The sequence below is a fragment of the Pseudomonas sp. A-RE-19 genome, from assembly GCF_019956555.1.
Lineage (GTDB): Bacteria > Pseudomonadota > Gammaproteobacteria > Pseudomonadales > Pseudomonadaceae > Aquipseudomonas.
Map to the genome: position 1 here is coordinate 155,244 of NZ_JAHBDQ010000033.1, position 19,530 is coordinate 174,773.

At 60.0% G+C, this 19,530-nt stretch carries 18 protein-coding genes; 13 read left to right on the plus strand and 5 right to left on the minus strand.

Annotation, left to right across the window (positions count from 1 at the left end; all coding sequences use genetic code 11):
* Positions 1-69 precede the first annotated feature (69 nt).
* Both KGB14_RS20150 and rpmE read right to left on the minus strand, forming a co-directional pair.
* Entirely contained in the window at positions 70-882 is an 813-nt protein-coding gene (locus KGB14_RS20150) for a thermonuclease family protein (RefSeq protein ID WP_223488466.1), read from the minus strand.
* 11 nt (positions 883-893) lie between these two features.
* Positions 894-1,109, minus strand: coding sequence for a 50S ribosomal protein L31 (gene rpmE / locus KGB14_RS20155; protein ID WP_145016632.1), 216 nt, complete (start codon positions 1,107-1,109; stop codon positions 894-896).
* A 286-nt stretch (positions 1,110-1,395) separates the two neighbouring features.
* Between rpmE and KGB14_RS20160 the strand changes: the two genes are divergently transcribed.
* The 10 genes from KGB14_RS20160 (at position 1,396) to KGB14_RS20205 (ending at position 14,374) form a co-directional block, all read left to right on the plus strand.
* Positions 1,396-3,615 carry a primosomal protein N' gene (locus KGB14_RS20160; protein ID WP_223488467.1) on the plus strand — a complete coding sequence of 740 codons (2,220 nt, stop codon included), beginning with the start codon at positions 1,396-1,398 and terminating at the stop codon, positions 3,613-3,615.
* 225 nt (positions 3,616-3,840) lie between these two features.
* Positions 3,841-5,577: an arginine--tRNA ligase gene (gene argS / locus KGB14_RS20165; RefSeq protein WP_223488468.1), complete on the plus strand. Its 1,737-nt coding sequence runs from the start codon at positions 3,841-3,843 to the stop codon at positions 5,575-5,577.
* A 1-nt stretch (position 5,578) separates the two neighbouring features.
* The gene (locus tag KGB14_RS20170; RefSeq protein WP_123358790.1) at positions 5,579-6,286 is read left to right on the plus strand and encodes an SPOR domain-containing protein; all 708 of its coding nucleotides are present in this window, start codon (positions 5,579-5,581) and stop codon (positions 6,284-6,286) included.
* Positions 6,287-6,518: 232 nt separating this feature from the next.
* Complete coding sequence (hslV, locus tag KGB14_RS20175) at positions 6,519-7,049, plus strand: ATP-dependent protease subunit HslV (protein WP_007899242.1); 531 nt, start codon at positions 6,519-6,521, stop codon at positions 7,047-7,049.
* Positions 7,050-7,103: 54 nt separating this feature from the next.
* Complete coding sequence (gene hslU, locus KGB14_RS20180; RefSeq protein ID WP_223488469.1) at positions 7,104-8,444, plus strand: ATP-dependent protease ATPase subunit HslU; 1,341 nt, start codon at positions 7,104-7,106, stop codon at positions 8,442-8,444.
* Positions 8,445-8,624: 180 nt separating this feature from the next.
* Positions 8,625-9,002, plus strand: coding sequence for a gamma-butyrobetaine hydroxylase-like domain-containing protein (locus KGB14_RS20185; protein ID WP_223488470.1), 378 nt, complete (start codon positions 8,625-8,627; stop codon positions 9,000-9,002).
* Positions 9,003-9,257: 255 nt separating this feature from the next.
* Entirely contained in the window at positions 9,258-10,937 is a 1,680-nt protein-coding gene (phaC, locus tag KGB14_RS20190) for a class II poly(R)-hydroxyalkanoic acid synthase (protein WP_223488471.1), read from the plus strand.
* Between the two features lie 90 nt (positions 10,938-11,027).
* Positions 11,028-11,882 (plus strand): poly(3-hydroxyalkanoate) depolymerase, encoded by an 855-nt coding sequence (gene phaZ, locus KGB14_RS20195; RefSeq protein ID WP_223488472.1) that lies wholly within the window; start codon positions 11,028-11,030, stop codon positions 11,880-11,882.
* Between the two features lie 129 nt (positions 11,883-12,011).
* On the plus strand, positions 12,012-13,694 hold the full coding sequence (gene phaC, locus KGB14_RS20200; protein WP_223488473.1) for a class II poly(R)-hydroxyalkanoic acid synthase: 1,683 nt from the start codon (positions 12,012-12,014) through the stop codon (positions 13,692-13,694).
* Positions 13,695-13,753: 59 nt separating this feature from the next.
* Positions 13,754-14,374 (plus strand): TetR/AcrR family transcriptional regulator, encoded by a 621-nt coding sequence (locus KGB14_RS20205; protein ID WP_223488474.1) that lies wholly within the window; start codon positions 13,754-13,756, stop codon positions 14,372-14,374.
* A gap of 196 nt (positions 14,375-14,570) precedes the next feature.
* Here KGB14_RS20205 and KGB14_RS20210 read toward each other — a convergent pair whose 3' ends face one another.
* The 3 genes from KGB14_RS20210 to KGB14_RS20220 form a co-directional block, all read right to left on the minus strand.
* Positions 14,571-15,356 (minus strand): phasin family protein, encoded by a 786-nt coding sequence (locus tag KGB14_RS20210; RefSeq protein ID WP_223488547.1) that lies wholly within the window; start codon positions 15,354-15,356, stop codon positions 14,571-14,573.
* Positions 15,357-15,366: 10 nt separating this feature from the next.
* Positions 15,367-15,789, minus strand: a complete 423-nt coding sequence (locus tag KGB14_RS20215; RefSeq protein WP_223488475.1) for a phasin family protein — start codon at positions 15,787-15,789, stop codon at positions 15,367-15,369.
* 247 nt (positions 15,790-16,036) lie between these two features.
* Entirely contained in the window at positions 16,037-16,312 is a 276-nt protein-coding gene (locus KGB14_RS20220; RefSeq protein WP_223488476.1) for a polyhydroxyalkanoic acid system family protein, read from the minus strand.
* A 155-nt stretch (positions 16,313-16,467) separates the two neighbouring features.
* On the opposite strand from KGB14_RS20220, the gene ubiE reads away from it, so the two are divergent.
* Genes ubiE through ubiB form a run of 3 tightly spaced genes read left to right on the plus strand, consistent with a single transcriptional unit; the run spans position 16,468 to position 19,462 of the window.
* Positions 16,468-17,238: a bifunctional demethylmenaquinone methyltransferase/2-methoxy-6-polyprenyl-1,4-benzoquinol methylase UbiE gene (gene ubiE, locus KGB14_RS20225; protein ID WP_008005057.1), complete on the plus strand. Its 771-nt coding sequence runs from the start codon at positions 16,468-16,470 to the stop codon at positions 17,236-17,238.
* Positions 17,238-17,861: an SCP2 domain-containing protein gene (locus tag KGB14_RS20230; protein ID WP_223488477.1), complete on the plus strand. Its 624-nt coding sequence runs from the start codon at positions 17,238-17,240 to the stop codon at positions 17,859-17,861. Before ubiE ends, KGB14_RS20230 begins: the two co-directional genes overlap by 1 nt.
* Entirely contained in the window at positions 17,858-19,462 is a 1,605-nt protein-coding gene (gene ubiB, locus KGB14_RS20235) for a ubiquinone biosynthesis regulatory protein kinase UbiB (RefSeq protein ID WP_223488478.1), read from the plus strand. Before KGB14_RS20230 ends, ubiB begins: the two co-directional genes overlap by 4 nt.
* The last annotated feature ends 68 nt before the right edge of the window (positions 19,463-19,530 follow it).

A 19,530-nucleotide genomic window follows, 5' to 3' on the forward strand; every position in this document is an offset into this window, starting at 1 on the left:
GGCCAAGAGCCACGGAACATAAGGGCTTTACTGTTCACAATCCCAGCAAAAAATGTCTACAATTTTTTCTTATGGCGCAACTTGCAACATTGCTGGATCGGTCAAAGGCAGAAGCCAACGCGCTTGCCCCGATTTCAGTCCGCCACGGCGCGAACGATCGACCACCCAGCCGCGAGCCTCAATCTGCTTGCCTTTGAGCTTTTCAAGCGATGCGACATCGAATTGCCCCTGCACATTGGGTGCAACGCGCAATACAACCGAATCCTGCAACTCGATCCAAATCCCGCCGCGATTGCGCTGAACCTTGCTCACACGACCGCTGAGGACGGCGAAACCGGAATCACTGATCTGCTGCGCTTTCAGTACAGGTGATTGTCGCCACAACCCAAGCCCGGCCTGACGCGCACTGCGTTCCGCAGCTTGCTGACAATCGACTAAATCGACGTTCGGTGCCACCGCCACCTGAAAACCCAGACCTTCAGCGAGCATCTGCGCTTCGAGATTGGCTCCATCGGCGCTATAGACATGAGCCAGAGTGCGACCGTAATGGTCTTTGCTCTCCTTGCCGGGCAACAAGCCGACCCGTCCATCGCTGGCGGCCACCAACGCTTCCAGGCGCTTGCGCGCGGCCACGGCGAACGGCTCGTCGGAACGCCCCTTTTTCCCCAGCTCCGGGGTGTTCAGACCGATCATGCGCACACTGCGGCCATCGTCGAGGCGCAAGGTGTCACCATCCACCACCCGCTGCACCGCGACCGATGTCAGCCCGCCCGGTGCCGGGCAGAAGGCCTGGGCACCGGAAAGCCAAATCGCAGACACAAAAAAGGCGCCCGCGAGGGACGCCTTTTTTATCAGTCTGGAGAAGCCGAAACGACTTTCCAAAATGATCAGCCTTAGGCTTTTTTGCCAAAAGCACCGAAACGATCGGCGAACTTCTGAACACGGCCGCCAGTATCCAGAGTCTTCTGCTTACCGGTGTAGAACGGGTGGCACTCGTTGCATACGTCGATCGGCAGGGCTTTGCCGAAGGTCGAACGAGTTTCGAACTTGTTGCCACAGCTGCAAGTAACAGCAATGACTGGGTAATCTGGATGGATATCAGCTTTCATGGTGTCTTCCTCGGGCTATCGTGCCGCCACCCAACACTATTGTTGAATACCGCACGTAATTAGGCCGCGGATTCTACCAGACAATGCCATTCACGCAAGCTGTCGCTTAAACCAGTCGTCTGCTAGGCTCCCGGCCCAAAGCGCCATCCCTGTGGGAGCGAGCTTGCTCGCGAAAGCGGTGTGTCAGACGACATGATTGCTGACTGACACTCCCTTTTCGCGAGCAAGCCCGCTCCCACAGATCATGGCCCTGCTGTTTATTTTCCGCTGATTGAGATCCCCCCGCGTGCCCGACGCCATTCTGCGCCTCGCCCTCCCTTCGCCCCTGCGCCGCCTGTTCGACTACCGCGCGCCGGCCGGAGTCCTGCGCGCCCAGCTACACCCGGGCATGCGCTTGCGGGTGCCGTTCGGGCGTCGGGAGATGATCGGAATTCTGGTGGAGGTCACCGATCACAGCGAAGTCCCGACGGAAAAGCTCAAGCCGGCCCTGGCGCTGCTCGATGCCGTACCGCCGCTGCCGCCCGCGTTGTTCAAGCTGTGCCTGTGGACGTCCCAGTATTATCAGCACAGCCTCGGCGACACCTTGAGCTGGGCGCTGCCGGTGTTGTTGCGCCAGGGTGAACTGGCCGAAGCCCGTCAGGAGCGTTTCTGGTCTGCCGCGCCCGGCGCCAGCCTCGATGATCCGCGCATCGCCCGCGCCCCGCGACAACGTGAAGCCCTGGCGACCCTGGCCCAGCATCCCCACGGCGTCGCCCATCAGTTGTTGAGCAAACTGATGCTGAGCAAAGACAGCCTCGATCTGCTGCTGGCCAAGGATCTGGTGCAAGTAGAAATTCGCAAGCATGCCCCCGGTGCGCGTCACGAGCATTGGCTGGCGCAACCGGAATTGCCGCTCAACCCCGAGCAGCGCGCCGCTTATGAAGCGATTCGCGCCGGGTTCGACAGTTATCACGCATTCTTGCTGGCGGGCGTCACCGGCAGCGGCAAGACCGAAGTCTATTTGCAGCTCATCCGCGAAACCCTTGAGGCGGGCAAGCAGGCCCTGGTGCTGATCCCGGAGATCAACCTCGGCCCGCAAACCCTGGCGCGCTTCGAGCAGCGCTTCAATGCACGCATCGCGCTGATCCACTCCGCCGTCAACGACCGCGAGCGTCTGGACGCCTGGCTGGCAGCACGGGATGGCGAGGCCGACATTATTATCGGCACCCGTTCGGCGCTGTTCACGCCGATGAAGAACCCCGGCCTGATCATCATCGATGAAGAGCACGACGGTTCCTATAAACAGCAGGAAGGTCTGCGCTACCACGCCCGCGACCTGGCACTGGTTCGCGCCCGGCAGGAAAACATCCCGATCGTCCTCGGCTCCGCCACACCTTCGCTGGAAAGCCTGCAAAACGCCTACACCGGTCGTTATGGCCTGTTGCACCTGAATGAGCGGGCCGGTGGCGCCAAGCAACCGCGCTTCCTGCGCCTGGACGTGAAAAGTCGTCCACTGGACAGCGGCATTTCCGGGCCGATGCAGCAAGCCATCGGTCAGACCCTCGCCGCCGGCCAGCAGGTGCTGGTGTTCCTTAACCGCCGAGGGTTCGCCCCGACGCTGCTCTGCCACGACTGCGGCTGGATGTCCGAATGCCAGCGCTGCGATGCGCGAATGACCGTGCATCAGCGCTCGGGCGAGTTGCGCTGCCACCATTGTGGCTACGTCGAACGCGTGCCCCGGCATTGCCCGAAGTGCGGCAAGGTCGATTTGCGACCGGTGGGCGCCGGTACCGAGCGCGCTGAAGAGCGCCTGGGCATTCTGTTTCCGGACGTCCCGGTGCTGCGAGTCGACCGCGACAGCACTTCACGCAAAGACGCGATGAATCAACTGTTCGCCACCATCCAGAAAGGCCAGCCATGCATTCTGGTCGGCACGCAGATGCTTGCCAAAGGGCACCACTTTCCACGGGTGACCCTGGTGTCGATCCTCGATGCCGACGGCGGACTGTTCTCCGGCGACTTCCGCGCCAGCGAACGCATGGCGCAATTGATCGTCCAGGTTGCCGGGCGCGCGGGGCGGGCCGAAGAGCCGGGCAAAGTCATCATCCAGACGCACCTGGCGGACCATCCGCTGCTGGTGCAACTGACCGAGCAGGGCTATTTCGCCTTTGCCGAACAGGCATTGAGCGAACGCCGCTCCGCAGGGCTGCCGCCGTTCGCGCATCTCGCGCTGCTGCGGGCCGAAGCGCATAAACCGGGGCAAGCCGAAGGCTTTCTCGATGAGGCATGCAGCGAGGCCGAGCGTTTACTGGGCGAGCAGAATCTGACCGGTATCGAGTTGCTGGGGCCGGTGCCGGCGCCGATGGAGCGCCGGGCCGGGCGTTACCGCGCACAGTTGCTGCTGCAAGCCACGGCCCGGGCGCCGTTACATCGTTTGTTGAGCAGTTGGTTGCTGGTTTTGGAGCAGATGCCGAGCGGGCGGGCGGTGCGTTGGTCGCTGGATGTCGATCCGGTGGATTTGTATTGATTGAGAGATTGCCTTCGCGGGCAAGCCTCGCTCCTACGATGGATCCAGGGTGATCCGCACACTCCCTTGTAGGAGCGAGGCTTGCCCGCGAAGGCGGCCGATTTGTCACCACATATCCATAACCTGCCCGCTATAGTTGGCAAGCCCGCCTTCGCAACGGATAATGCCCAGTTTTTCCACCAGCGCATCGAAGCGCCGCCGCGCTTGCGGTCGAAAGAGAAGACCATGAAAGACACCATTCGCCAGCTGATCCAACAAGCCATCACCCAACTCGTCAACGAAGGTGTGTTGCCTGAAGGCCTGTCGCCGGCGATCCAGGTGGAAAACTCTCGCGACAAGAAAAACGGCGACTTCGCCAGCAACATCGCCATGATGCTGGCCAAGCCTGCGGGCATGAAGCCGCGTGACCTGGCCGAGAAAATCATCGCCGCGCTGCCCGCCGACGAGAACGTCTCCAAAGCCGAAATCGCTGGCCCTGGCTTCCTGAACTTCTTCCAGAACACTCAAGCCCTGGCGACCCGCCTGGACGCGGCCCTGGCCGACGACCACATTGGCGTACGCAAGACCGGCCCGGTGCAACGCACCGTGGTTGACCTGTCGGCACCGAACCTGGCCAAAGAGATGCACGTCGGCCACTTGCGCTCGACCATCATCGGCGACGGCGTGGCCCGGGTTCTGGAGTTCCTCGGCGACGAAGTGATCCGCCAGAACCACGTCGGCGACTGGGGCACCCAGTTCGGCATGCTGATGGCTTATCTGCAGGAAAACCCGATCACCAGCGACGAGCTGTCGGACCTGGAAAACTTCTACCGCGCCGCCAAGCAGCGCTTCGACGAATCCGCAGAGTTCGCCGATCGCGCCCGTGGCCTGGTGGTCAAGCTGCAAGCCGGCGACCCGGACTGCCTGGCGCTGTGGACCAAGTTCAAAGACATCTCGCTGTCGCACTGCCAGAAAATCTACGAACTGCTGAACGTCAAACTGACCATGGCCGACGTCATGGGTGAAAGCGCCTACAACGACGACCTGATCAACGTGGTCAACGACCTCAAGGCTGCTGGCCTGCTGGTCGAGAGCAACGGCGCTCAATGCGTGTTCCTCGACGAGTTCAAGAACGCCGACGGCGACCCGTTGCCGGTGATCATCGTCAAGGCCGACGGCGGCTACCTCTACGCCACCACTGACCTGGCGGCCGTGCGCTACCGCAGCGGCGTGCTGAAGGCCGATCGCGCACTGTATTTCGTCGACCAGCGCCAGGCCCTGCACTTCCAGCAAGTGTTCCAGGTCGCACGCCTGGCGGGTTTTGTGACGCACCCGATGGAAATGGAACACATGGGCTTCGGCACCATGAACGGCGCCGATGGCCGTCCGTTCAAGACCCGTGATGGCGGCACCGTGAAGCTGATCGACCTGCTGACCGAAGCCCAGGAACGCGCCTACACCCTAGTGAAGGACAAAAATCCGGAGCTTGCCGAAGACGAGTTGCGCAACATCGCCAAGGTCGTGGGCATCGGCGCCGTGAAATACGCCGACCTGTCCAAGCACCGCACCAGCGACTACAGCTTCAACTTCGACCTGATGCTGAACTTCGAAGGCAACACCGCGCCATACCTGCTGTACGCCTACACTCGTGTGGCCGGCGTGTTCCGCAAACTCGGCAAGGACTTCAGCGAAGTCGAAGGGCAGATCGTCCTCGAAGCGGCGCACGAACATGAGCTGGCGGCCAAACTGGCGCAGTTCGGCGAAGTCCTGAATAACGTGTCCGACAAAGGCACGCCGCACATTCTCTGCACCTACCTGTACGATGTTGCCGGCCTGTTCTCCAGTTTCTACGAGAACTGCCCGATCCTCGGCGCCGACACCCCGGCGCAAATGCAGAGCCGTCTGCGCCTCGCCGCGCTGACCGGCCGCACTCTCAAGCAAGGCCTGGAACTCTTGGGTCTGGAAACTCTGGAGCGTATGTAAGTTGGCTGCCAAGAAAAAACCTGCACCCAAGCGTGGCGCCAGCCGTTACCAAGCTCCTGCAAAGCAACCGATCCCGGGCTGGCTGTGGATGGCCATCGGCCTGACGGTCGGTGCGTTCATTGTGTTCCTGATGAAGCTGGAGCCGGGCAAGGGCAGCGACAGCGTCAAGCGCGAGAAGATCGAACAGCAGAAAGCCACCAAGATCGCCGAGGCCAACAAGACCCCGCCGAGCCCGACGCAACCGGTGAAGCCCAAGTACGACTTCTACACCTTGCTGCCGGAATCGGAAGTCATCGTGCCGCCGGACGCAGTACCGGAGAAGACCCTGCCGACGCCTCAAGTGCCGGCCATTCCGACCACGCCGGTGACGCCTGCGGAAGCGGCGAAGATCGACACCGCCCGGGCTCAAGCGGCATTGGCCGGCATCACCCCGCCGCCAGCGCCGCCCGTGGCGAAAGCCGCGCCGGTGACCAAGTTCTTCCTGCAGGCCGGCTCGTTCCGCAAGGAAGCCGATGCCGACAAGGTGCGTGCACAGATCATCCTGCTGGGTCAGGCTGTGGCGGTTGAATCCGGCACGGTGAAGGACGAGACCTGGTATCGGGTTCTGGTCGGCCCGTTCAGCAACCGCGAACAACTGACCACGGCTCAGAAACAACTGGCCGGCAGCGGTTTCAGCAACCTGTTGTTACAACAACGTCAGAGCCGCTGATTTCATCAGGGACACCGCGTCATCGTTCTTCGCGGGCAAGCCTCGCTCCTACAGGGATCACGCAAATCTCTGTAGGAGCGAGGCTTGCCCGCGAAGGCGTCCGAACAGACAACACCCCCATCCCTGCCCTACACCGCTCGTCTCCCGTCGCGTCCTACAGTTGAAAAACGCTCCACCACCCCCATATGAGTTGGCATAAGGCATTTTCGCCCCGCTGCGTGGAGACTCTCTCTTGACCACCATCGTTTCAGTTCGCCGCCACGGCAAAGTCGTCATGGGCGGCGACGGCCAGGTTTCGCTCGGCAATACCGTGATGAAAGGCAACGCGAAGAAAGTTCGCCGCCTCTACCACGGCCAGGTTATCGCCGGTTTTGCCGGGGCCACCGCTGACGCCTTCACCCTCTTCGAACGTTTTGAAGGCCAGCTCGAGAAACATCAGGGTCACCTGGTTCGCGCCGCCGTCGAACTCGCCAAAGAATGGCGCACCGACCGCTCCCTGAGCCGCCTCGAAGCCATGCTCGCGGTCGCCAACAAAGATGCCTCGCTGATCATCACCGGCAATGGTGACGTGGTTGAACCCGAAGAAGGCCTGATCGCCATGGGTTCCGGCGGCGGTTACGCCCAGGCCGCCGCGAGTGCACTGTTGAAGAAAACCGATTTGTCGGCCCGGGAAATCGTCGAAACCGCGCTCGGTATCGCCGGCGACATCTGTGTATTCACCAACCACACCTTCACCATTGAGGAGCAGGACCTCGCTGAGTAAGCCTGTTTCGGCCTAGCGCCACGGCTCACTGCTGCTTGAGGACCGCCAATTATTATGCCCATGACCCCCCGTGAAATCGTCCACGAACTCAATCGCCATATCATCGGCCAGGACGATGCCAAACGCGCCGTCGCCATCGCCTTGCGCAATCGCTGGCGCCGGATGCAGCTGCCCGAAGAGCTGCGTGTCGAAGTCACCCCCAAGAACATCCTGATGATCGGCCCGACCGGTGTCGGTAAAACCGAGATCGCCCGTCGCCTGGCCAAACTGGCCAACGCGCCGTTCATCAAAGTCGAAGCGACCAAATTCACCGAAGTGGGCTACGTCGGCCGCGACGTCGAATCGATCATTCGTGATCTGGCGGACGCCGCGATCAAGTTGCTGCGCGAGCAGGAAATGACCAAGGTTCGTCACCGCGCCGAAGACGCCGCCGAGGAACGCATCCTCGACGCCTTGCTGCCACCGGCACGCATGGGCTTCAGCAACGACGACGCCGCACCGTCCGCGGATTCCAACACCCGTCAGCTGTTCCGCAAACGCCTGCGTGAAGGTCAGCTGGATGACAAGGAGATCGAAATCGAAGTGGCCGAAGTGACCGGCGTCGATATCTCCGCGCCACCGGGCATGGAAGAAATGACCAACCAGTTGCAGAGCCTGTTCGCCAACATGGGCAAGGGCAAGCGCAAAAACCGCAAGCTCAAGGTCAAGGAAGCGCTGAAACTGGTTCGCGACGAAGAAGCCGGTCGCCTGGTCAACGAAGAAGAATTGAAGGCCAAGGCCCTGGAAGCCGTCGAGCAGCACGGCATCGTGTTCATCGACGAAATCGACAAGGTCGCCAAGCGCGGCAACTCCGGTGGCATCGACGTGTCCCGTGAAGGCGTACAGCGTGACTTGCTGCCGCTGATCGAAGGCTGCACCGTCAACACCAAACTGGGCATGGTCAAGACCGACCACATCCTGTTCATCGCCTCCGGTGCGTTCCATCTGAGCAAGCCGAGCGATCTGGTGCCCGAGCTGCAGGGTCGTCTGCCGATTCGGGTTGAACTCAAAGCCCTGAGCCCGGAAGATTTCGAACGCATTCTCAGCGAACCACATGCATCGCTCACCGAGCAGTATTGTGCATTGCTGAAAACCGAAGGTCTGCTCATCGAATTCCTGCCGGACGGCATCAAGCGCCTGGCGGAGATCGCCTGGCAGGTCAACGAGAAAACCGAGAACATCGGCGCCCGTCGCCTGCATACCTTGCTCGAGCGCCTGCTTGAAGAGGTGTCGTTCAGCGCCGGCGATCTGGCCAGCGCCCACGAGGACAAGCCGATCCTGATCGATGCCGACTACGTCAACAGCCACTTGGGCGAATTGGCACAGAACGAAGACCTGTCCCGTTATATCCTGTAAGCCATACTTACAGAGTCAGCGAACCTGTGGGAGCGGGCTTGCTCGCGAAAGAGGCCGTAACATTCAACATCTGTGTTGACTGTTACACCGCTTTCGCGAGCAAGCCCGCTCCCACATTTGAACTGTGGTGTTTTGCAGATCAGGTTCCAACAGGTCTCCCACAAAGACGGACTGCCGGCCATGACCCAACTCCCCACCGACATCAAACTCCACAAAGCCTCGAAAACCCTGACGCTCAAATACGCGTCCGGCGAGGAATACCACCTGCCCGCCGAGTTTCTCCGCGTGCACTCCCCCTCCGCCGAGGTCCAGGGCCACGGCAAACCTATCCTGCAATTTGGCAAGATCGGCGTCGGCCTGACCAAGGTCGAGCCGGCCGGTCAGTACGCACTGAAATTGACCTTCGACGATGGCCACGACAGCGGACTGTTCACCTGGGAATATCTGTACCAGCTGGCAGTGCGCCAAGAAGATCTCTGGAGTGATTATCTTGAGGAACTCAAAGCGGCTGGAAAGACCCGTGATCCGAATGAATCCGTCGTCAAGCTGATGCTCTAGGTCAGGCCTCTGGGTATTTAGAGGGCATTTTCTAATTCCATCTGTTTGAATGCTTCGCTGCGGTGGCAACGATTGGCCCGCTTGCGAAAAAAATTAAACTCGGGTAACCAATGGAGCTGGCAGGTTCCGTGCAGTGCTCTCTGACAAAAAATCAGCGATGTGCAATTAACAGTCACCCGAGCAGTAGTACCTGGCGTGCTGTGTGACTACACAGCTGGACTCAGGTACTCGTCTCAGGACAATGGAGCGTCGTAGATGAGTAACAAGCTTAACGATGACTTGAAATTTCAGGCTTCGGAAAATACCTTGGGGCTGAATCCTGTTGTTGGACTACGTAGAAAGGATCTCTTGGGCTCTGCCCGCATGGTGCTGACCCAGGCCATCAGACAACCCATCCACAGCGCCAGGCATGTTGCCCATTTCGGCATCGAACTCAAGAACGTGCTGCTCGGAAAATCCGAGCTCCAACCGCAAAGCGATGACCGTCGCTTCCTCGACCCGGCCTGGAGTCAGAACCCGCTCTACAAACGTTATTTGCAAACTTATCTGGCATGGCGCAAGGAGCTTCACGCCTGGATCGATGACAGCAACCTCTCGCCCAAGGACGTCGCTCGCGGGCATTTCGTGGTCAATCTGATGACCGAAGCCATGGCCCCGACCAACACAGCGGCCAACCCGGCGGCGGTCAAACGCTTCTTCGAAACCGGCGGCAAAAGCCTGCTCGACGGTCTCTCCCATCTGGCCAAGGATCTGATACACAACGGCGGCATGCCGAGCCAGGTCAACATGGGCGCGTTCGAAGTCGGCAAAAGCCTGGGCGTGACCGAAGGCGCGGTGGTCTTTCGCAATGACGTACTGGAGCTGATCCAGTACCGACCGATCACCGAGCAAGTGCATGAGCGCCCGCTGCTGGTGGTGCCACCCCAGATCAACAAGTTCTACGTTTTCGACCTGAGCCCGGACAAGAGCCTGGCGCGCTTCTGCCTGCGCAACAACGTGCAGACGTTCATTGTCAGCTGGCGCAACCCGACCAAGGAGCAGCGCGAGTGGGGCCTGTCGACCTACATCGAAGCGCTCAAGGAAGCGGTCGATGTCGTCACGGCCATTACCGGCAGCAAAGACGTGAACATGCTCGGCGCCTGCTCCGGCGGCATCACCTGCACCGCCCTGCTGGGTCACTACGCAGCAATCGGCGAGAAGAAGGTCAACGCCCTCACCTTGCTGGTGAGCGTGCTGGACACCACCCTCGACAGCGATGTAGCCCTGTTCGTCGACGAGCAGACCCTCGAAGCCGCCAAGCGCCACTCCTACCAGGCCGGTGTGCTGGAAGGCCGCGACATGGCGAAAGTCTTCGCCTGGATGCGCCCCAACGACCTGATCTGGAACTACTGGGTCAACAACTATTTGCTGGGCAACGAGCCGCCGGTTTTCGACATTCTGTTCTGGAACAATGACACCACTCGCTTGCCGGCGGCGTTCCACGGCGACCTGATCGAGATGTTCAAGAACAACCCACTGATCCGCCCCGACGCACTGGAAGTGTGCGGCACACCGATCGACCTCAAGCAGGTCACCGCCGATATATTTTCCCTGGCCGGCACCAACGACCACATCACGCCATGGAAATCCTGCTACAAGTCGGCACAACTTTTCGGTGGCAAGGTCGAGTTCGTGTTGTCCAGCAGCGGACATATCCAGAGCATCCTGAACCCGCCGGGCAATCCGAAATCGCGCTATATGACCAGCAGCGAAATGCCGGTCAAGGCCGAAGAGTGGATGGAGAACTCCACCAAGCACACCGACTCCTGGTGGTTGCATTGGCAGGCGTGGCAGGCCGAGCGCTCGGGCAAACTGAAGAAGTCTCCCGCCAACCTGGGCAACAAGGCCTATCCCGCGGGTGAAGCGTCGCCGGGTACTTATGTGCATGAGCGGTAACTGACACACCCCGCCCCTGCGGGAGCGAGCCTGCTCGCCCCCACAGAGGGCGAGGAAGAATTAGAGATAGCGACCCACAGGGCCCGAAGCATGCCGCAACCGTTCGTCTTTCGTACCGTCAACCTGGATGGCCAGACCCTCCGCACCGCGGTACGCCCCGGCAAGCCTCACTTGACGCCCTTGCTGATTTTCAACGGCATCGGCGCCAACCTGGAGCTGATATTTCCGTTCGTCCAGGCTCTGGATCCGGACCTGGAAGTCATCGCCTTCGACGTTCCCGGTGTCGGCGGCTCATCGACCCCCAGGCGTCCGTATCGCTTTTCGGGCCTGGCGAAACTCACGGCGCGAATGCTCGACTACCTCAATTACGGGCAGGTCAACGTGATTGGCGTGTCGTGGGGTGGCGCTCTGGCGCAGCAGTTCGCCTATGACTATCCCGAGCGCTGCAAGAAGCTGGTACTGGCGGCCACGGCGGCCGGCGCCGTGATGGTTCCGGGCAAGCCGAAAGTGCTGTGGATGATGGCCAGCCCACGTCGCTACATCCAGCCATCTCATGTGATCCGTATCGCACCGATGATCTATGGCGGCTCGTTCCGTCGCGATCCGACCCTGGCCGCCAGCCACGCCGCAAGAGTCCGCTCGGCCGGCAAACTCGGCTATTACTGGCAGCTGTTCGCCGGCTTCGGCTGGACCAGCATTCACTGGCTGCACAAAATTCACCAGCCGACCCTGGTGCTGGCCGGTGACGATGACCCGCTGATTCCGCTGATCAATATGCGCATGTTGGCCTGGCGGATTCCCAATGCCCAATTGCACATCATCGACGACGGGCATCTGTTTTTGATTACCCGGGCCGAAGCGGTGGCACCGATCATCATGAAGTTTCTTGAGGAAGAACGTCAGCGTGCGGTGATGCATCCGCACCCGGCGCCATCGGGTGGCTAACCGACTCGGGCTTTTGTTTATGAAAAGCGCTCGACAGGACGCCGTGCCGCGCAACAATCCGCAACAACGTCTATGGTGATCTGGTTCGGGGTGTTTGTATTTAGCCTGATGACGAAGGAGTGTTAACTCATGCGCGACAAACCAGCGACGGGCTCCATGCCCACTCCCGCCGCGTTCATCAATGCACAGAGTGCGATTACCGGCCTGCGTGGCCGGGACCTGATTTCAACCTTGCGCAGCGTGGCCGCTCATGGCCTGCGCAACCCGGTGAACACTGCCCGGCATGTTTTCAAACTGGGCGGCCAGCTGGGCCGCGTACTGTGGGGTGAAACCCTGCACCCGATCAACCCGCAGGACAATCGCTTTGCCGACCCGACGTGGAGCCTCAATCCTTTTTATCGCCGCAGCTTGCAGGCCTATTTGAGCTGGCAGAAAGAGATCAAGCACTGGATCGACGAGAGCAACATGAGCCCGGACGATCGCGCCCGCGCCCACTTCGCCTTTGCCTTGATCAACGACGCCGTGGCACCGTCCAATACCCTGCTCAATCCACTGGCGATCAAGGAGATCTTCAACTCCGGCGGCAGCAGCCTGGTGCGAGGTCTCGGCCATCTGCTCGACGACCTTCTGCACAATGACGGTCTGCCCAGACAAGTCACCAAACAAGCATTCGAGGTGGGCAAAACGGTCGCGACCACCACCGGCTCCGTGGTGTTTCGCAATGAGCTGCTGGAACTGATCCAGTACAAGCCGATGAGCGAAAAGCAGTATTCCAAACCGTTGCTGATCGTGCCGCCCCAGATCAACAAGTACTACATATTCGACCTGAGCCCCGGCAACAGCTTCGTCCAGTTCGCCCTTAAAAACGGATTGCAGACCTTCGTTATCAGTTGGCGAAATCCCGATGTGCGTCATCGCGAATGGGGGCTGTCGTCTTACGTCGAAGCCGCCGAAGAAGCGTTGAATGTCTGCCGGGCGATCACCGGTGCTCGCGAGGTCAACCTGATGGGGGCCTGCGCCGGCGGGCTGACCATTGCTGCGCTGCAAGGGCATTTGCAGGCCAAGCGGCAGATGCGGCGGGTGTCCAGCGCGACCTATCTGGTCAGCTTGCTCGACAGTCAGATAGACAGCCCGGCCACCCTCTTCGCCGACGAGCAGACACTGGAAGCGGCCAAGCGCCGCTCCTATCAGAAGGGGGTTCTGGAAGGTCGTGACATGGCCAGGGTTTTTGCCTGGATGCGGCCCAACGACTTGATCTGGAGTTACTTCGTCAATAACTACCTGCTGGGCAAAGAACCGCCAGCGTTCGATATCCTCTACTGGAACTGCGACAACACCCGTCTGCCGGCCGCTTTCCATGGCGATCTGCTGGACTTCTTCAAACACAACCCGCTGAGTCATCCGGGCGGACTGGAAGTGTGCGGCACGCCGATCGACCTGCAGAAGGTCACCGTCGACAGTTTCAGCGTGGCCGGCATGAACGATCACATTACCCCGTGGGATGCGGTGTATCGCTCGACATTGCTGCTGGGTGGCGAGCGGCGCTTCGTGCTGTCCAGCAGCGGTCATGTGCAGAGCATTCTCAACCCGCCCAACAATCCGAAAGCCAGCTACGTCGAGAACCCGAAACTGAGCAGTGACCCGCGAGCCTGGTATTACGACGCCAAGCGCGTCGATGGCAGTTGGTGGAAGCAATGGCTGGACTGGATTCAGGCACGCTCCGGCGCACAACGCGAAACCGTGATGACCCTCGGTAGCCAAAACTATCCACCCATGGAAGCGGCACCCGGTACTTACGTGCGTGTGCGCTGACGTTCAACGAACCACGGCCGCCAATGGCCGTGGCATGACTCGACCATTAAGAAGACTGGATGAAAACCCGCGACCGGATTCTCGAATGTGCTCTGCAGTTGTTCAATCAGAAGGGCGAACCGAACGTCTCCACGATGGAAGTGGCCAACGAAATGGGCATCAGCCCGGGCAATCTCTACTACCACTTCCACGGCAAGGAACCGCTGATTCTCGGGCTGTTCGAGCGCTTCCAGGCTGAACTGACGCCGTTGCTCGATCCACCGTCCGATGTGGAATTGGCGCCCGATGATTACTGGCTGTTTCTGCACCTGATCGTCGAACGCCTGGCGCACTACCGGTTCCTGTTCCAGGACCTGTCGAACCTTGCCGGCCGCCTGCCGAAACTGGCCAAGGGGATACGCAACCTGCTCAATGCGTTGAAGCGCACACTGGCTTCATTGCTGGCACAGTTGAAAGCTCAGGGTCAGCTGGTCAGTGACACCCAGGCGCTGGGGCAACTGGTGGAGCAAATCACCATGACGTTGCTGTTCTCACTGGATTATCAGCGGATTCTGGACCGTGAAGGGGAAGTGCGACTGGTGGTGTATCAGATCATGATGCTCGTAGCGCCGCACTTGTTGCCGCCGATCAAGGTGGCGACCGAGCGGTTGGCGTTGCAGTACCTCGAAGAGCATGACTAACCCTGTAGGAGCGAGGCTTGCCCGCGAAGAACGATAACGCGGTATTGCTGATGGACCGAGGCGGCTGGTTCGCCGGCAAGCCTGACTCCTACAGGAGCGGGCTTGCTCCCACATTGGATTTGTGGTGCTTTCTAGAGTCTATGCACAAACAAAAACGCCCGACCTTCGCAGGCCGGGCGTTTTTTTAGTCCTGAAATCAGGACTGACTGGTTGGCGTCGATGGAGCCGGCGCGGCAGTCTGGGTTACAGCAGGGGTCGGCGCAGCGGCGGAGTTCGCCGTGCTTACCGGGGCTGCCGGTTTGGCGACAGCTACTGCTGGTTTCGGTGCAGCCGCTTTCGCAGCTGCCGGTTTTTTCACTGCCGGCTTCTTCGCTGCAGCAGGTTTGGCTGCCGCGGCTTTAGCGGCAGGTTTGGCTGCTGGTTTTGCGGCTGGTTTTGCGACCGCTTTAGCTGCCGGTTTCGCCGCGGCAGTTTTGGCAGCCGGTTTTGCGGCAGCCTTGGCCAACGGTTTGGCAGCACTTTTGGCTGCTGGTTTGGCCGCCGCGGTTCTCGCCGCAACAGGCGCAACCTTGGCACCGGTGAGTTTTTCGATTTGCTTGGTCAGGGTATCGACCTTGCTATGCAGTGCCTTGACCTCATTGCGGCTCGGTACACCCAGGCGCGAAATGGCGCTGTTCAGGCGCTTGTCAAAAGCCCCTTCCAGCTCATCCCACTTGCCCAGTGCGCGATCTTTCACGCCGCTGATGCGCGACTTGGCCGACGAAGCGGAGTCCTTGGCGGCATCGACTTTTTTGCCGACAGCGCTCTTGGTAAGCTTCTCGGCTTTCTCGCCGTCCTTAACCAATGTATCGAAGAGCTTGCTGCCGTCAGTGTCGATCTTCGAGTACACGCCTAAACCAGCCAGCCAGATTTTGCGGGAGTAGTCTTCGACCTTCCCGATCCACGAGCTGCCTTCTTTTTCAGTATTCTTTTTACCAGCCATCCCGTTCTCCTTAAGATTTACGCGCGACACGTTCGAGCAATGCCGTCAGCTCATCGAGCTTAGCAGAGAGTGTCTCCACGTCATGTTTAGACGGAATGCCGATACGATTCAAGGCGCTTGCGATACGCGTATCAAAAGCCCTTTCGACTTTGTCGAGTTGAAGTTCGACTTTGCCTTTGAAAGTGCTCACTTCATTCTTGGCTTCATCGATTTCGGCATTGGCCGCTTCAAGTTTCTCATCGATGACTTTTTTACCTTTCTTTTCAACAGCTTGACCAGCCTTGATCAACTCTTGAACGTACTCACCACCCTCTTGACCGACCCGGGTGTAAGCACCCAGGCCTGCCAGCCAGATCTTGCGGGCATACGATTTGACGTCGCCAAGAGCACTAGTCTCAACGTCGACTTTTTTCTTCAAAATAACTTTGGCCATGGTGCACCTCACGCGCAGAGGGGTTGAGGAACTGCCCGTAAAGAGCCGGGCTCAGGCACAAAGTAGTGAGAAAAATTAGAAACGGCACCCTAACAAATGACATAAACCTTTGGGCACACCACAAACAAATGTGGGAGCGAGCCTGCTCGCGAAGAGGCAGGTACATTCAACATTGATGTCGACTGAAAGACCGCTTTCGCGAGCAGGCTCGCTCCCACAGGGATCGCATTTCGCAGAGGGACGTGGATCAAGCCAGTGCTTTATCGAGGGCCCTTTCGATTTCCGATTTGATGGTGCCGCTCATGGCGGACATCAACAGGCCCAGTTCGACATCGACTTTGATCGAGTTCTCGCCCACACGCACCGCACCTTGCACACCGGAACGTTTGAGGTTCAGGGTATCGCCGGACCACTGCGGTTCCAGGCCATATTGATCGGACAGCTTCTGCGCCAACTTGTCGGCCTTCTCGCGGGCCGCTTCCTTACCCAGGTTATGGGTACGCTCAACACTAATATGGGCCATCGAATGACTCCTGCTTTATCGTGACTTGCTCAAGACATCTTGACCCTGCATGCGTCAAAACGTCCCGGTGGTTGCCTATCTTACCTTCAGCCTTGCCAAGACAAAGCAGGCCACCGGGATTAGAATGTCCCGCATTCTCTTTTGGTGACAGCGATATGACTGATCAGCGCAAAGGCAGCGATGCCGAACCCACCACTCACTTCGGCTTCAAAAACGTTCCGGAAAGCCAGAAAGCGGAAAAAGTCGCTGAGGTTTTTCACTCGGTAGCCGCCAAGTACGACCTGATGAACGACCTCCTGTCGGGCGGCATGCACCGTCTGTGGAAGCGTTTCGCAATCGAACTGTCGGGCGTGCGCACGGGTAACCGCGTGCTGGACATCGCCGGCGGCACCGGCGACCTGACCCGCAAATTCTCGCACCTTGTGGGACCTACCGGTCAGGTCGTGTTGGCCGACATCAACGAATCCATGCTCAAGGTCGGTCGTGACCGCCTGCTGGATCTGGGTGTGTCCGGCAACGTTGAATTCGTCCAGGCCGACGCTGAAAAGCTGCCGTTCCCGGACAACCACTTCGACTGCGTGACCATCGCTTTCGGCCTGCGCAACGTGACGCATAAAGAAGACGCCCTGCGCTCGATGCTTCGCGTGCTGAAACCGGGCGGCCGTTTGCTGGTACTGGAGTTCTCCAAGCCGACCAACGCGCTGATGTCCAAGGCCTACGACGCCTATTCGTTCGCCTTCATGCCATTGATGGGCAAGCTGATCACCAATGATTCGGAAAGCTATCGCTACCTGGCCGAATCGATCCGCATGCACCCGAACCAGGAAACCCTGAAGTCGATGATGGTCGAGGCCGGTTTCGACCGCGTGACGTACCACAACATGACCGCAGGCATCGTCGCCCTGCACCGCGGCATCAAGCCCTGATGTTGCTGGCCGGCCTGCTCGCCAGCGTTGAACTCGGTTTGAACCGGGTGCTGCGTCTCGACAGCACGGCGCTGCCGCGGCTGGCGCATTTGAGTGGCAAGGTGATTGCCGTCGACTGCCGCAGCCCGGCGCTGCAAGTGTTCATCCTGCCCAGCGATGAAGGCCTGATGCTCGCCTCCCAGTGGGAAACCGGTGCCGACTGCACCTTGCGCGCACCGGCCTCAAGCCTGCTGAAACTGGCGACGAGCAAGGACAAGACTTCGGTCCTGCATGCTCCTGAAGTCGAACTCGACGGCGACAGCGGCGTGCTGCTGGAACTGGCGGCGATCCTTCAGGACCTCGAGCTGGATTGGGAGTACGAACTCTCGCGCTGGCTCGGCCCGGTCGCCACGCAACTGATTGGCGGTCACCTGCGCAGTCGCGCTCGCTGGTATCAGCAAGGGTTCGCCAGCCTGAACCAGAACCTGGGCGAATACCTGGCCGAAGAATCGCGCACCCTCGTCGGTCAGCGCGAAGCCGAAGCCCGTTTCAGTGAACTGGACCAGATCAAACTCGATCTGGAACGTCTCGAGGCGCGTTTCGAGCGCCTTTCCCGATCCCTCGACCCAAGCGATAACGCATGAAGCTGCTTGCCGTCCGCCGTTTGTTGCGCATCCAGCGCGTTGTGATTCGCTACCGCCTCGATGACTTGCTGTTCGCCCTGCCACTGCCCTGGTTTCTGCTGGCGCTGCGCTATGCCTTGCCGTGGCGCTGGTTCCCGCGCAAGCCCCTGGACCTGAGCCGTGGCGCTCGATTGCGCCTGGCATTGCAGGACCTGGGGCCAATTTTCATCAAGTTCGGCCAGATCCTTTCGACGCGCCGCGACCTGCTGCCCGAAGACATCGCCGATGAACTGATGAAGCTGCAGGACCGCGTGCCGCCGTTCGACTCGCAAGTGTCGATCCGGTTGATCGAAGAGCAACTCGGCAAAAAGATCAGTGAAGTATTCAGCCGCTTCGACGTCGAACCGCTGGCTTCGGCCTCGGTGGCGCAGGTGCATGCCGCGCAGCTGAAAACCGGTGAAGAAGTGGTGGTCAAGGTGATCCGCCCGGGTCTGAAACCGATCATTGCCCAGGACCTGGCGTGGCTGTTTATCCTTGCCCGCGCCGCGGAAAAACTCTCGGCCGACGCTCGCTTGCTACACCCGGTGGACGTGGTCAGCGACTACGAAAAAACCATCTACGACGAACTCGACCTGCTGCGCGAGGCGGCTAACGCCAGCCAGCTGAAGCGCAATTTCGAAGGCTCGCCGCTGCTCTATGTGCCGCAAGTCTATTGGGACTGGTGCCGGCCGAAAGTGCTGGTGATGGAGCGCATCTACGGGATTCAGGTCACCGACCTCGCGACCCTGGCCGACCAGCGCACCGACATGAAAATGCTCGCCGAGCGTGGCGTGGAGATCTTCTTCACCCAGGTGTTCCGCGACAGCTTCTTCCATGCCGACATGCACCCCGGCAACATCTTCGTCAGCACCGTGCAGCCGTGGAGCCCGCAGTACATCGCCATCGACTGCGGCATCGTCGGCAGCCTGACTCCGGAAGACCAGGACTATCTGGCGCGCAACCTGTTCGCGTTCTTCAAGCGTGATTACCGGCGTGTCGCGCAGTTGCACATCGATTCGGGCTGGGTGCCGGCGGAAACCAAACTCAACGAATTCGAAGCGGCGATCCGCACGGTGTGCGAGCCGATTTTCGAAAAACCGTTAAAAGATATTTCCTTCGGCCAGGTGCTGATGCGCCTGTTCCAGACCGCTCGGCGCTTCAACATGGAAGTGCAGCCGCAGTTGGTATTGCTGCAAAAAACCCTGTTGAACATCGAAGGCCTGGGCCGTCAGCTGTACCCGGACCTCGATCTGTGGAACACCGCCCAGCCGTTCCTCGAGCGCTGGATGCGCGAGCGTGTCAGCCCTAAAGCCTTGCTGGGCAACGTGCAGAGCCAGTTCGAACAGATCCCGCACCTGGCCAACATGGCTCGCGACCTGCTCGAACGCATGTCCCAGCCCCACGCCAACGACCCGCCGCGTCCTTGGCACAAGCGCAAGGACGATTGGTTCCTGCGATTGCTCGGCACTGCTCACCTGGCGGGCGGCACGATACTCGCGGCCGGTGGCCCGTTGAACGAACTGGGGCACTGGCCCGCCGGAATCATGGTGGCGGTCGGCCTGTATCTGGTCGTTCGCCGATAGCCAGTTGGGTGTTCGGCTGGCACACTGTTTCAACGTCTGGGCTCAGCTATTGAAGTAGGGCCCGCTGT

What these genes read in the sequence shown, in the direction of transcription:
- ubiE (WP_008005057.1), top strand. Translation starts at nt 16,468, where the DNA reads ATGACTGATCAGCGCAAAGGCAGCGATGCCGAACCCACCACTCACTTC.
- phaC (WP_223488471.1), top strand. Translation starts at nt 9,258, where the DNA reads ATGAGTAACAAGCTTAACGATGACTTGAAATTTCAGGCTTCGGAAAAT.
- KGB14_RS20185 (WP_223488470.1), top strand. Translation starts at nt 8,625, where the DNA reads ATGACCCAACTCCCCACCGACATCAAACTCCACAAAGCCTCGAAAACC.
- hslU (WP_223488469.1), top strand. Translation starts at nt 7,104, where the DNA reads ATGCCCATGACCCCCCGTGAAATCGTCCACGAACTCAATCGCCATATC.
- phaC (WP_223488473.1), top strand. Translation starts at nt 12,012, where the DNA reads ATGCGCGACAAACCAGCGACGGGCTCCATGCCCACTCCCGCCGCGTTC.
- argS (WP_223488468.1), top strand. Translation starts at nt 3,841, where the DNA reads ATGAAAGACACCATTCGCCAGCTGATCCAACAAGCCATCACCCAACTC.
- KGB14_RS20205 (WP_223488474.1), top strand. Translation starts at nt 13,754, where the DNA reads ATGAAAACCCGCGACCGGATTCTCGAATGTGCTCTGCAGTTGTTCAAT.
- rpmE (WP_145016632.1), bottom strand. Translation starts at nt 1,109, where the DNA reads ATGAAAGCTGATATCCATCCAGATTACCCAGTCATTGCTGTTACTTGC.
- KGB14_RS20210 (WP_223488547.1), bottom strand. Translation starts at nt 15,356, where the DNA reads ATGGCTGGTAAAAAGAATACTGAAAAAGAAGGCAGCTCGTGGATCGGG.
- phaZ (WP_223488472.1), top strand. Translation starts at nt 11,028, where the DNA reads ATGCCGCAACCGTTCGTCTTTCGTACCGTCAACCTGGATGGCCAGACC.
- ubiB (WP_223488478.1), top strand. Translation starts at nt 17,858, where the DNA reads ATGAAGCTGCTTGCCGTCCGCCGTTTGTTGCGCATCCAGCGCGTTGTG.
- KGB14_RS20230 (WP_223488477.1), top strand. Translation starts at nt 17,238, where the DNA reads ATGTTGCTGGCCGGCCTGCTCGCCAGCGTTGAACTCGGTTTGAACCGG.
- KGB14_RS20220 (WP_223488476.1), bottom strand. Translation starts at nt 16,312, where the DNA reads ATGGCCCATATTAGTGTTGAGCGTACCCATAACCTGGGTAAGGAAGCG.
- KGB14_RS20215 (WP_223488475.1), bottom strand. Translation starts at nt 15,789, where the DNA reads ATGGCCAAAGTTATTTTGAAGAAAAAAGTCGACGTTGAGACTAGTGCT.